11 protein-coding genes are annotated in these 12,085 nt (G+C 69.4%); 2 read left to right on the forward strand and 9 right to left on the reverse strand.

From position 1 onward, the window contains the following. Both PMI14_RS19905 and PMI14_RS19910 read right to left on the reverse strand, forming a co-directional pair. Positions 1-377: hypothetical protein (locus PMI14_RS19905; protein ID WP_007857128.1), on the reverse strand; the 377-nt coding region annotated here is incomplete at its 3' end. 2 nt (positions 378-379) lie between these two features. Continuing rightward, positions 380-1,069 carry a response regulator transcription factor gene (locus PMI14_RS19910; RefSeq protein ID WP_035204742.1) on the reverse strand — a complete coding sequence of 230 codons (690 nt, stop codon included), beginning with the start codon at positions 1,067-1,069 and terminating at the stop codon, positions 380-382. Between the two features lie 357 nt (positions 1,070-1,426). On the opposite strand from PMI14_RS19910, the gene phnD reads away from it, so the two are divergent. Then, positions 1,427-2,467, forward strand: coding sequence for a phosphate/phosphite/phosphonate ABC transporter substrate-binding protein (phnD, locus tag PMI14_RS19915; RefSeq protein WP_007857130.1), 1,041 nt, complete (start codon positions 1,427-1,429; stop codon positions 2,465-2,467). 12 nt (positions 2,468-2,479) lie between these two features. On the opposite strand, the gene PMI14_RS19920 is transcribed toward phnD, so the two are convergent. The 6 genes from PMI14_RS19920 to PMI14_RS19945 all read right to left on the reverse strand — a co-directional run bounded on the left by PMI14_RS19920 (position 2,480) and on the right by PMI14_RS19945 (position 8,907). After that, positions 2,480-3,565, reverse strand: coding sequence for a mechanosensitive ion channel family protein (locus tag PMI14_RS19920; protein WP_007857132.1), 1,086 nt, complete (start codon positions 3,563-3,565; stop codon positions 2,480-2,482). 149 nt (positions 3,566-3,714) lie between these two features. Further along, entirely contained in the window at positions 3,715-5,721 is a 2,007-nt protein-coding gene (locus PMI14_RS19925) for an acetoacetate--CoA ligase (protein WP_007857133.1), read from the reverse strand. 17 nt (positions 5,722-5,738) lie between these two features. Next, positions 5,739-6,737, reverse strand: a complete 999-nt coding sequence (locus tag PMI14_RS19930; RefSeq protein ID WP_007857134.1) for a tripartite tricarboxylate transporter substrate binding protein — start codon at positions 6,735-6,737, stop codon at positions 5,739-5,741. Positions 6,738-6,789: 52 nt separating this feature from the next. Continuing rightward, a complete protein-coding gene (locus tag PMI14_RS19935) occupies positions 6,790-7,383 on the reverse strand; it encodes a VOC family protein (protein ID WP_007857136.1) in 594 nt (197 codons plus the stop codon). 25 nt (positions 7,384-7,408) lie between these two features. Continuing rightward, positions 7,409-8,269, reverse strand: coding sequence for a fumarylacetoacetate hydrolase family protein (locus PMI14_RS19940; RefSeq protein ID WP_007857137.1), 861 nt, complete (start codon positions 8,267-8,269; stop codon positions 7,409-7,411). Then, on the reverse strand, positions 8,266-8,907 hold the full coding sequence (locus PMI14_RS19945) for an FMN-dependent NADH-azoreductase (protein ID WP_007857138.1): 642 nt from the start codon (positions 8,905-8,907) through the stop codon (positions 8,266-8,268). The genes PMI14_RS19940 and PMI14_RS19945 overlap by 4 nt, the downstream gene beginning before the upstream one ends. A gap of 131 nt (positions 8,908-9,038) precedes the next feature. Here PMI14_RS19945 and PMI14_RS19950 point away from each other — a divergent pair, with 131 nt between their 5' ends. After that, entirely contained in the window at positions 9,039-9,941 is a 903-nt protein-coding gene (locus PMI14_RS19950) for a LysR family transcriptional regulator (RefSeq protein ID WP_007857139.1), read from the forward strand. A gap of 17 nt (positions 9,942-9,958) precedes the next feature. Here the strand turns inward: PMI14_RS19950 and PMI14_RS19955 are convergent, their stop codons facing one another. After that, positions 9,959-12,085, reverse strand: a complete 2,127-nt coding sequence (locus tag PMI14_RS19955; RefSeq protein ID WP_007857140.1) for a hybrid sensor histidine kinase/response regulator — start codon at positions 12,083-12,085, stop codon at positions 9,959-9,961.

Below are 12,085 nucleotides of genomic sequence, written 5' to 3' on the forward strand. Positions count from 1 at the left end.
CGCAGCAGAGGGCCCTGCCACTGGCTGGTGTACAGGTCCGGCGCGCCGCCGGCGGCCAGTTGGCCGCGCCAGGGATGGACGGCCCAGTCACGGTCACCGGCCAGCCACTCGCCCTCGAGCGTGCTGATGCGCAGGCGCAGCCCGCCGTCCACGGCGGCCGGCATGCGGCCCGTGCCGTCCATGTCGCGCACCAGTGCGGCCAGCGCGGCGTGCAGGCGGGCATCCTGCGCGCCGGCCAGCTCCCGGTGCGCGGCCAGGGTTTGCCACAGCACGGCGGCCAGCACCAGCCCCCACAGGGGCGCCAGCAGCGACAGCAGCAGCAGGCTGCGCAGCGAGCCTGGGCGCCAGCGCCGGCGCGGCGGGGCGAGATCGGGCATGCTCACCGGGCGCCCCGCTGCGCCGCCAGGCTGGCGTCGTCGCACAGCAGGTAGCCCACGCCACGCAAGGTCATGATCTCGGCATTGGTGCCGGCGATCTTCTTGCGCAGCCGGTGCACCAGCACCTCGATGGCATCGGCCTGCACGGCGTCGTCGCCACCGAAGACGGCCGCGCGCAGGTCCTCCCGGGGCACCACGCGGTCGATGCGCAGCATCAGCGTGCGCAGCAGCTCGCCTTCGCGCGGCGACAGGTCCAGCGGCACATCGGAGTGGTAGAACACGCCGGACGCCGATTCGTGCCGCAGCAGCCCGCAGCGCAGCTGCCCGTTGCGGCCGATGCGCCGCGTCAGCGCATGCAGCCGCGCGGCCAGCTCTTCCAGGTCGAAGGGCTTGACCAGGTAGTCGTCGGCGCCCAGGTTCAGCCCGGCAATGCGCTCGCCCAGTGCACCGCGCGCCGTGAGCACCAGCACCGGCGTGGTGTCGCCGCCGGCACGCAGGCGTTCGAGCAGTTCGAGGCCATCGAGGTGCGGCAGCGTGAGGTCGAGCGCGATCACATCGAAGGGTTTCTTGCGCGCAATGGCCAGGGCCTCGAGCCCATCGGAGCACACCAGCACCTCGAACCCGCGCACCCCGAGGCTGCGGCTCAGCGCGCCCGACAGATCAAAATCATCCTCGACCAGCAAAAGTTTCATGCTGCCGATGATGCGCTGCCCGGCGCCCCCGGACCAACCGGAGTTACACCACAGGCGGCTGACAGGCAATCGAAAGGTAGCAGGCACGGCCGCCCAGCCTGCAGGCAACCAGACCCATGGCGCGGGCCAGATAATCCGGCGTCGATAATCCGCACAGGGCATTTACTCGCAGGATTATTGAAAGCCAAACGAAAGAAATCCGAGACATCAGGGTTCGCACCGATTTGCGCTCCCTGCGCAAGCGCGCCTATATTCAGCGCACTGCAAATCCTGCAGGTCAAAATACCTTGCATGGATTATCACCCCATCCATTCGGTGCATGGGGCGTTTCTCATCCAAGGCATACAGGAGTTTCCAATGGCTGATATTCATGCGGGCCTGTGCCGCAGGCAGTGGCTTGCCGCCGTGGGCCTGGCCCTCGCGCAGCAGCAGGGGCTGGCCCTGGCATTGCCCACTGCGGGCACCGAGCGCAAGGCGCCCCTGGTTTTCGCGGTCATCACCCCGCGCGGCTCCGAAACCGCACTGGCGGCCTGGGGGCCCTTCGTCCACCGCCTGGCGCAGGAACTGGGCCACCCCATGGCCGTGAGGACATGGACCCTGTCGGACCCGCGCGCCCTGGCCCAGGCCTTCCAGAGCGGCGAGATCGACCTGGCCTGGGTGGGCAATTCTGCCGCGCTGGCCCTGGTCGAGGAAGGGGTTGGCGAGGTGTTTGCCCAGATGGTGACCGAGAGCGGGAGCACGGGCTACCAGTCCATCATCGTGGCCCACAAGGACAGCGGCCTGAATGCGCTGGACGATGCCCTGCGGCCAGGGAAAAAACTGGTCTTTGCCGATGGCGAGACCAAGAGCTTTTCGGGCCACCTGGTGCCCATGTACTACGCCTTCGTCAAGCGCGGCATCAACGACCCCGCGGCCCTGTACGCCCAGGTGCGGCGCGGCAGCCACCGCGAGAACCTGATCATGGCGGCCGAGCGCCGGGTGGATATTGCTACCGCGAACGACGAGGAACTGGCCATGTTCAGGGCCCGCAACCCGGAACTGGCCAGCCAGCTGAAAATCCTCTGGACTTCGCCCGTGATTCCCCAATCGCCGCTGGTCTGGTCCACCGCCCTGCCCCTGGATTTGCGCAAGCGGATCCAGCAGGCGATTATCTCCTTTGGCAAAAAGAACGCCGCCGATCTGGAAATACTGCGGCGGGTGAACAACCTGTCGGCGTTTCGCAAATCCCGAAACTCCCAGCTGATTACCGCGGGGGATATCGACATGTTCGTCGCCTGGCAGCAGGTGAACAACAGCGCCGGCCTGTCCGACGCGGACAAGGCTGCGCGCATACGCAGCATCAGCGAACGCGCCTCCCGGCTGGAGTTGCGCCTGAAGCTGCCGCCCAGCGTGCAGTAGGCAGGCAGGGCCTCACCCTCCTGGCGGCACGGTCTGCAGCGCAGCCGGGTTGCCAGGGCCCAGCGGCACCCGCACCTGCGGCAGGCAATCGGGGTATTCGCGCTGGATGAAGGTGACCAGCGCCTCGCGCACGCGGCAGCGCAGATCGAACGCCAAGCCCGAGGAGCGGGCCGAGACCAGCACGCGGATCTGGATGGTGCGGTCCGTCGCCTCGGTCAGCTGCAGCACGCTCACGCGCTTGTCCCACTCGGGCGCGGTATCGAGCACGCGCTTCAATTCCTCGCGCAGCGGGTCGAGCGGCAGCGCATAGTCGGCATGGAGGAACACCGTGCCCAGGATCTCGGAGCTGGTGCGCGTCCAGTTCTGGAACGGGTGCTCGATGAACCACTGTAGCGGGATGATGAGCCGCCGCTCGTCCCAGATCTTGAGCACCACGTAGGTGCCGGTGATCTCTTCCACGCGGCCCCACTCGCCCTCGATGATGAGCACGTCGTCGATGCGAAAGGGCTGGGCCAGCGCGATCTGCAGGCCCGCGATCATGTTGCTGAACACCGGCCGCGCAGCGATGCCGGCAACGATGCCCACCACGCCGGCCGAGGCCAGCAGGCTCGCGCCCACCTGGCGCGCGCCCGGAAAGGTCATGAGCATCATCGCCAGGCCGGCCATCACCACCGCCGTCATGGCGGTGCGCGAGAGCACGCGCGCCTGGGTGGCGATGCGCCGCGCGGTGAGGTTGTCCTCCACGTCGGCCGGGTGCTTGGCGATCACCCCGTCGGCCAGCCCGCCGATGGCCGCGATCAGCAGCCAGCAAGTGCCGGCGATGACCGCCAGGCCGTTGAAGTGCCGCACGGTGGCGATGTGGCGCAGGTCGTCGCTGGCCGCCTGCCACACCACCTGCAGTGCGATCAATGGCAGCAGGATGCGCACCACGGGCACGCAGGCCTCGAACACCGCGCGCAGCACCGGCACAGGCGCCGTGGCACGCCGCAGCACCACGGCCGCGATGCGGTGCACGATGGCCGCGGCCACCACGGCGGCCACGGCCACCGCGCCGGTGTGGGTCCAGGAGGTCGGGTCGAACCAGGCCATCACATCCATGCGGGCACGGCAGGGTGCGCACCCTGCGTCGGCAAGGCATGGCGCCTGGGCTCTCGGGTATCCGGCATGGGCTCTCCGCTAACGATGGAGCCGCCATTGTCGAAAATTGCTGCACAGCAGCATGTCAGCCAATGCCGACAATGCACAGCTCAGCCCGTTTGCACGGCCTGGGCGGCTGCCAGCTCCTGCGCATAGCGCACGAAGAAGGCCAGGCTCTCCGGGTTGGCCATGGCATCCGTGCGTGCCACGGACTCCACCGGCGCGCCCAGCAGCAGCTTGCGCATGGGCACCTCCATCTTCTTGCCGGTGAGCGTGCGCGGCACGGCACCGACCTGCAGCACGGCGTCGGGTACATGGCGCGGCGAGGCCAGGGTGCGCACCTGCTGCAGGATGGCGGCGCGCCGCGCGTCGTCCAGCACCTGGCCCTCGTCCAGCACCACGAACAGCGGCAAAAAGGACGGGCGGCCCAGGTACTCCAGGTCCACCACCAGGCTGTCGCGCACCCAGGGCAGCAGCTCCACCGCGCGGTAGATCTCGGCCGTGCCCATGCGGATGCCATGGCGGTTGATGGTGGCGTCCGAGCGGCCATAGATCACCGAGCTGCCGCGCTCGGTGAAGCGGATCCAGTCGCCGTGGCGCCACACGCCAGGGTATGTCTCGAAGTAGCTCTCGCGGTAGCGGCTGCCATCGGGGTCGTTCCAGAAATACACGGGCATCGACGGCATGGGCCGCGTGACGACGAGTTCGCCCACCTCGCCGACCACCGCCCTGCCCTGTTCATCGAAGGCCTGCGCCGCCACGCCCAGTTCGCGGCACTGGATCTCGCCGGCATGCACCGGCAGCAGCGGGCAGCAGGCGACGAAGCCCGAGGCGATGTCGGTACCGCCGCTGACCGAGGCCAGCCAGACATCGGGCTTCACCGCTGCGTAGACCCAGTGGTAGGCGGTATCGGGCAGCGGTGAGCCGGTGGACACGATGGCGCGCAGCCGTTCCAGCCGCACGAAGTCGCGCGGCCGGGTGCCGGCGTTCATCACCGCCGTGAGGTAGGCCGCGCCGCAGCCCAGGTGCGTGACCGCGAGGCCATCGAGCAGGCGCCACAGGCCCTCGGGCCCCTGGTGCTGCGGGTTGCCGTCGAACAGCACGATGGTGCCACCCGCCAGCAGGCCGCCGACCAGCAGGTTCCAGACGATCCAGCCCGGGCTGCCCAAGAACAGCATGCGGTCGTGCGGCCGCAGGTCGTGCTGCAACGCCATGGTCTTGAGGTGCGTGAGGGTGATGCCGCCATGGCTGTGCACCATGGCCTTGGGCAGGCCCGTGGTGCCCGAGGAGTAGACGACCCACAGCGGGTGGCCGAAGGGCACCGGCTCGAACACAAGCCCCGGCGCGCTGGCGGACACGGCGGCCAGCGCATCAGCCCACAGCACCGTGTTGCGCCAGGGCGCGAGCGCGCCCGCCTCGCAGTGCGGGCCCGGCACATGCAGCACGCGCTGCACCGACGGCAGTTGCTCCAGCAAGACCTGCACTTCGCGCCGGCGGTCGAACAGGCGCCCGCCGTAGCGGTAGCTGTCGGTGGCCACCAGCACCTTGGGCTCGATCTGGCGAAAGCGGTCGGCCACCACGCCCGCACCCATGTCCGGCGCGCAACTGGACCACACGGCGCCCAGCGACGCGGTGGCCAAAAAGGCCACCACCGTCTCGCTCCAGTTGGGCAGGTAGGCGGCTACGCGGTCGCCCGGGCCCACGCCTGCCTCGCGCAGCACCTGGGCCAGCAGGGCCACGTGGCGGCGCAGGTCGGCCCATTCGAGCACCTCCTGGCGGCCATCCTCGCGGCAGGCGATGATGGCGGGCGAATCCGCCGTCTCGGCCGCGAACACCTGCTCGCAGTAGTTCAGCCGCGCATGCGGGAACCACTGCGCCCCCGGCATGGCCTGCGCGCCCAGCACCACCGAGCGGTCGCCCTGCAGGCGCACGCCGAAGTAGTCCACGATGGACTGCCAGAAGCCCGTGAGGTCGTCCACCGACCACCGCCACAGCGCTTCGTAGGGGCCGGGCGGGTGGATCGTGCGCTCGGCAAGCCATTCCATGTAGTGGGCGATGCGGGTGGTGGCCGCATATGCGGCATCGGGCTGCCACAGGGGCGTGGGCTGTTCGGTCATGGTGAAACGGATGGAACTCAGTCGAGCCGGATGTTGTTGCTCTTGATCAGCTGCACCGTGGCCCGGGCCTCGCGGTCCACCACGGCGGCGATCTGCGCCTGCGGCGTGGCGATGGGCTCGGTGCTGGTGTCGTAGAGCATCTGGGCCAGCGCCGGCTCGGCCGTCACCGAACGGAACAGGCCGTGCAGCCGCACCACCAGGGCATCGGGCAGGCCGGCGGGCCCCCACACGCCCACCCAGGTGCTGAATTCGAGGCCAGGTAGGGTCTCGGCCAGCGTGGGCACCTCGGGTGCGATCTTGCTGCGCACGGGCCCGGTGTAGGCCAGCACCCGCACCTTGCCGGCGCGCATGTGCGGGATGGCCGAGCTCGGTGGCTCGAAGCCAATGTCCACCACGCCCGCCAGCAGGTCGGTGATGAAGCTGCCCTTGTAGGGCACATGCTGCAGCTCGATGCCGGCGACGTTCTGCATCTGCTCGGTGAACATGTGCGAGGTGCTTCCCGGGCCGTGCGAGGCGTAGTTCAGCGTGCGCGGCCTGGCCTTGGCCATCGCGATCAGCTCCTTGAGCGAGCCGGCCGCAAAGCCCGGGCGCGCCAGCAGGAACGAGCCACCACCGTACAGCTGCGCAATCGGCACCAGGTCCTTCTGCGGGTTGTAGGGCAGCTTGGGGAACAGGAAGGGCGTGGTGGTGAAGGTGGCGCCCACCGTCATCAGCAGGGTCTGCCCGTTGGCGGGGGCCTTGGCCACCACGTCGGTGCCCAGCATGCCGCCCGCGCCGGGCCGGTTCTCCACCACGACCGGCACCTTGATGAGCCTGCCAAACTGCTCGGCGTACAGGCGCGCCATGGGGTCGATGCCCACGCCGGGTGGCGTGGGCGTGACCAGGCGGACCGGGCCGTCGGGCCATTTGGCCTGGGCCCGGGCGGGCAGCATGGTGGCCAGTGCGGCGGCACCCAAGGCCGCCAAGGCGGCCCTGCGGCCGTCGATGGCGGCGGGTTGGTCGAATGCATCATCCATGTCTTGTCTCCGAATATTGATTATTGATGGGGTGTCAGCGCAGTCGGCTACCTCAGGGGATGTGCATGTCCCAGGGGGTCTTGCCCGCCGGCAACTGCGGGCGTGCCGTGAGCACGGCCAGCGGCTCCCCGGCCTCGTAGCGCGCGATCAGCGCCTCGGGATCGAACAGGATGCCCATGAAGTTCTCCTCATAAGCGCCCGAGGCGAAAAACGCGTCGAGGTCCGCATTGGCCGTGAACACGTCGTATTGCAGCTCCACCCGGTTGCCGTCGGGGTCCTTGTAGTACATCGACACCGTGGGGCCGTGGTTGATGGTCCAGTACGGCAGGATGCCCGCGGCCTTGAGCCGGCGAAACGTGGCCAGCAGTGCATCCAGCGTCGGGTAGGTGAAGGCCAGGTGCTCCAGCCCGCCCGCGCCGTCGTTGGCCGGCGTGAGTTCGGGCCGGCCGATCAGGCCGATGCGGTGGTGCTCGTCGTCGTAGGTCAGAAAGCACAGCATCTCGTTCTCGAACGCGGGCCAGCCCTGCAGCACCGTGAGGTACCAGGCGCGCGCGCGCGGCAGGTCGGTGACGCGCAGCACCACGTGGGCGAGCTTGGCGGGACGGATGGGATGCGCGGCGGCATCCGGCAGGGTGCGGGCTTGCATGGGGTTTGTCTCCTGTGCTTTTGGTTTATGGTTCTGCGATCACACGGTTTTCGATGGCACCGATGCCCTCGATCTCCACGCGCACCACATCGCCCACCTGCAGGTAGCGCGGCGGGTCCATCAGGCCGCCCACGCCGGCGGGGCTGCCGGTGGTCAGCACGTCACCCGGCTCCAGGGTGAAGGCGGTGGTCAGCTCCTCGATCATGTCTTCCACGCGGTAGGTCATCTCGCGGGTGTTGCCGTCCTGGCGCAACTCGCCGTTGACCCAGGTGCGCAGGCGCAGGGCATGCGGGTCGGGCAGCTCGTCGCGCGTCACGATCCAGGGGCCGAAGGGGCCGTGCGTGTCGAAGGACTTGCCCAGTGTGTGCGTGGGCGATCGCATCTGCCAGTCGCGCACGCTCAAATCGTTGGCCACCACGAAGCCGGCCACCATGTCCATGGCGTCCTCGCGGCGCACGTGGCGGCAGCGCCGGCCGATGACCACGCCCAGTTCGCCTTCGTAGTCGAACTCGTGCGAGACGCGCGGCAGGTGCACCGGCGCGTAGGGGCCGTTGACGCAGCTCACCTGCTTGTTGAACCAGGCCTGGCCGGGGTTGCGCACCAGGTTGACCTTGCGCGCCTCTTCCAGGTGCGAGGGGTAGTTGCCCCCCAGGCCCAGGTACTTGCGCGGCGCGGGGATGGGAGCGAGCAACTGCACGGCGGCCAGGTCCAGCCGGGGGGCGCTGGCGGCGGCGGTGCGGGCCCAGTCCAGCCCCGGCTGGCCCAGGGCGAGCAGGGCCATCAGGTCCCGGGGTGCGCCGGCGATGGCGCCCAGGTCGGCCACCGCGGCGCCTTCGACCACGCCATAGCCAGCGCGGCCGTCGATGGAGAAACTGGCGAGCTTCATGGTGCCACCGCCTCTTGCGCGGCGAAGAGCTGGGCGATGGCGGCCCGGGCCGAGGCCAGCGCGGCATCGCGCACCTCGGGCCCGCGGTTCACGCCCTCGGCGCGCACCACGTCGAAGCGGGTGATGCCCATGAACTGCAGGGCCGCGACCAGGTAGCGCTCCTGGAAGTCCTTGTCCTGCATCTGCGGCGGGGTGCTGTAGATGTTGCCACGCGACGAGGCGATGACCACGCGCTTGCCGCCAGCCAGGCCGCGCGGGCCCTGGGGGGTGTACTCGAAGGTGCGGCCGGCCTGGGCCAGCGCGTCGATCCAGGCCTTGAGCTGGGTCGGTACGCCGAAGTTGTACATGGGCGCACCGATCACGATGGCATCGGCCGCCAGGAACTCATCGAGCAGGGTGTTGATGTGCGCCAGGTCGGCTCGGCCCTGTGCACTGGCCGGCTCGCTGCGCAGGCGCAGCGCAGCCACGGTCTCGGGCGTGAGCTGGGGCGGTACGGTCACCGCCAGGTCGCGGTAGGTGACGCGCACGGAGGGGTCGGCCGCGCGCCAGGCGTCCACCGTTTCGCGGCCCAGCAGGCGCGAAACGGAGGCCGGGCCGGTAAGGCTCGAATCCAGGTGGAGGAGGTTGAAGGGGGTCATGGTTTTCTTGCACAAGCGGTGGAAAACCGATGATCGGCGCGCACCTCGTTCCAAACAACGGGGTCTTGTGCAACGCATCGTTCCCCCAATGGAACGACAATGGCGCAGATCATGGGCACGGGAGACACGCCATGGAAGACCTGAACGACCTGATGTTCTTTGCCAAGATCGTGGAGCACGGCGGCTTCAGCGAGGCCGGGCGGCGCCTGGGTGTGCCCAAGTCGCGCCTGAGCCGGCGCATGGCCGCGCTGGAAGAGCGCATGGGCGTGCGCCTGCTGCAGCGCTCGCCGCGGCGCATCACGCTGACCGGCGCGGGCCAGGGCGTCTACGAGCGCTGCCGCACGCTGGTGGAGCTAGCCGAATCCACCCACGAGCTGGCGCGCCAGGCATCGGCCACGCCGCAGGGCGAGGTGCGCATCAGCTGCCCGATCACGCTGGCGCAGGTCTGGCTCACGCCCATCCTGCCGGGCTTCATGCAGGCCTGCCCGCTGGTGCGCCTGCATGTGACGGCCACCAACCGCCGCGTCGACCCCATCGAGGAGCGCATGGACGTGGTGATCCGCGTGCGCCGCCCGCCCCTGCCCGACTCGGACCAGGTGGTGCGCAAGCTCGGCGAGTCGACCGACGTGCTGGTGGCCGCCAGCCGCCTGTTCGATACCCTGCCCCGCCCCCGCGAGCCCGAGGACATCGCCCGCCTGCCCACGCTGTCCTGGCCCGGCCGGGGCGAGCGCGTGGGCTGGAGCCTGGCCAGCGCCGGGCGCACGCTGGAACTGCAGCATGTGCCGCGCCTGGTGACCGACGACATGTTCGCGCTGCGTGAGGCGGCCCGCGCCGGCATGGGCGTCGCCCTGCTGCCCCGGCGCATCTGCCAGGCCGATATCCGCGAGGGGCGGCTCGAACAGGTGCTGCCGCACTGGGCCTCGCCGCGTGCCGATGTGCTGGCCGTGTTCACCAGCCGGCGCGGCATGGTACCTGCGGTGCGCGCCCTGCTCGACTACCTGGACCAGAACCGCGGGGACGATACGGATGCATGAGCCTGCAGGAGATGGCCCTACTGGGTGATGCGCGCAATGGCCACGTGCAGCATCTGCGGTGTGCAGGGCTTGGGCAGCACGTCGAAGCCCATCTGGTGGATGTGGTCCAGCTGCTCTGCGTAGCCCGTCATCAGCAGCAGCTTCTGCGCGGGCCAGGTCTGGCGGATGTGCCGGGCCAGGCCCACGCCGTCGATCTCGCCGGGCATCACCACGTCCGACAGCACCAGGTCGGGCCGTGCGCCCTCTTCCAGCAGCGTGCGCGCCTTGGCGGCGCGGTCCACGCGCGTCACCCGGCAGCCCAGCGATTCGAGGATGGGCACCAGCGAGGCCGCCACCTCGTCGTTGTCCTCCACCACCAGCAGGCTCTTGCCCAGCGGGGCCAGGGCCGGTGCAGGGCCGGCTGCATCCTCGCGCGCCGCCTGCGGACCGGCGCCCGGAAATAACAGGCGGATGCGGGTGCCCGTGCCCGGGGTGCTGGCGATCTCCGCGCGCCCACCCACGCGCTGGCACATTCCGTACACCTGGCTCAGGCCCAGGCCCGTGCCCTCGCCCACGGCCTTGGTGGTAAAGAAGGGTTCGAACACCTTGCTGAGCAGCTCCGGTGGTATGCCGCTGCCCGTGTCGGTGACCTCGATGAGCACCATGGCGGGCATGCCCTGCCCGGCCTCGCTCTCGCTGGCGTTGCGCGCGCGGATCACCAGGCTGCCGCCCTGGGGCATGGCATCGCGCGCGTTGATGGAGAGGTTCAACAGCGCCAGCTCCAGCTCCGCCAGGTCGAGCACCACGGGGGCGGTCGCGGGGTCCACCTGCACTTCCAGCTGGATCTGGCTGCCCAGCACCGGGGCGATCAGGTCCTTGGTGGGCGGCAGCTTGTCCTGCAGCACCACGTGCTCGGCCACCAGGGGCTGGCGGCGCGAGAAGGCCAGCAGCTGGCGCGTGAGGTTGGTGGCCGACTTCACGGCCCGCGCCATGGAGTCGATCTGCTTGGTGCCCACATCGGGCACGGTGCGCTTGAGCAGGTGTAGGTTGTTGCTGATGACCATCAGCGCGTTGTTGAAGTCGTGCGCCACCCCGCCCGTGAGCCGGCCCAGGGCCTCGAGTTTCTGCGCCTGCAGCAGGGCTTCCTCGGCGCGGCGGCGCGTGGCGATCTCCTTTTCCAGGCTCTCTGTGGTCGACAGGGCCGTGCGGGCATTGCGCAGAGCCATGCGGGCCGCGAAGAACAGCGCCGCCACGGGCAACGCGCCCAGCGCGAACAGGGCTCCCAACTGGCGCAACACCTCGTTGCGCAACGAGGTCAGGTTCATGCCCGTGCCCACGTACAGCGGGTAGGCGCCGACCTTGCGGTAGGCAATGATCCGGTCCTGCCGGTCCACCGACGAGATGCCGCGCATCTGCGCCGAGGCCTCGCCCTTGAACAGCCGCTGCATCACCGGGCTGTCCGGCGCCAGCCGCTCGGGGGCACTGCCGACCAGGGGCCAGCGGGTGTAGATGGCCCCGTCCTCGCGGAACAGGTTCACGGCCAGGCCGGGCTCGTCGGCCACCAGGTCGCTGTAGAAGTCCTGGAAATAGGCGCTCAGCAGGCTGACGTTGATGACCCCGCCGAAGTGGCCGTTGTGGTCCTCGTAGCCGATGCTGATGTCGACGATCTTCTCCTTGGTGGTGCGCGTGACCAGCGGCGCCGAAATGTAGCGCTGGCCCGGCGGCCGCAGGCGGTGGAACTGGAAATAGTCGCGGTCCGACACCTCGAAGACCGGCAGCTGCGCAAACCGGCTGCTGGCGATGGGCTTGCCCTCCGAGTCGATGATCCAGATGGACTGGATCTGCGGCTGGTCCTTGACCCTGGCGAGCAGGGCCGCATGCAGGTCCGCGGCATGGATGCGCAGCTCCTGCGGGCTGCGGCCGCTGACCATGGCGAGCACCCGGTCCTGCAGCGCTTCGGACGCGGCCATGACCTTGGAGGCGTGCTCGTGCGCCACCCTGAGCGAGCGGCTCACGCGCAGCTCGGCCTCCTCGCGCGCATCCACGTAGCCCACAGCACCGAACACCAGGTAGATGAACAGCGGCACCGCCACGCTCAGGATGACCAGCAGGCGCAGCCATTTCACCGAGGCCTGGGCTTTGGACTGGTTGTCTTTACGAACCAC

The organism is Acidovorax sp. CF316 (genome assembly GCF_000276605.1).
GTDB lineage: Bacteria > Pseudomonadota > Gammaproteobacteria > Burkholderiales > Burkholderiaceae_C > Acidovorax.

Bases quoted from the DNA above. Each gene is read 5' to 3' on its own strand.
- PMI14_RS19910 (WP_035204742.1), bottom strand. From the start codon at position 1,069: ATGAAACTTTTGCTGGTCGAGGATGATTTTGATCTGTCGGGCGCGCTG.
- phnD (WP_007857130.1), top strand. From the start codon at position 1,427: ATGGCTGATATTCATGCGGGCCTGTGCCGCAGGCAGTGGCTTGCCGCC.
- PMI14_RS19920 (WP_007857132.1), bottom strand. From the start codon at position 3,565: ATGGATGTGATGGCCTGGTTCGACCCGACCTCCTGGACCCACACCGGC.
- PMI14_RS19925 (WP_007857133.1), bottom strand. From the start codon at position 5,721: ATGACCGAACAGCCCACGCCCCTGTGGCAGCCCGATGCCGCATATGCG.
- PMI14_RS19930 (WP_007857134.1), bottom strand. From the start codon at position 6,737: ATGGATGATGCATTCGACCAACCCGCCGCCATCGACGGCCGCAGGGCC.
- PMI14_RS19935 (WP_007857136.1), bottom strand. From the start codon at position 7,383: ATGCAAGCCCGCACCCTGCCGGATGCCGCCGCGCATCCCATCCGTCCC.
- PMI14_RS19940 (WP_007857137.1), bottom strand. From the start codon at position 8,269: ATGAAGCTCGCCAGTTTCTCCATCGACGGCCGCGCTGGCTATGGCGTG.
- PMI14_RS19945 (WP_007857138.1), bottom strand. From the start codon at position 8,907: ATGACCCCCTTCAACCTCCTCCACCTGGATTCGAGCCTTACCGGCCCG.
- PMI14_RS19950 (WP_007857139.1), top strand. From the start codon at position 9,039: ATGGAAGACCTGAACGACCTGATGTTCTTTGCCAAGATCGTGGAGCAC.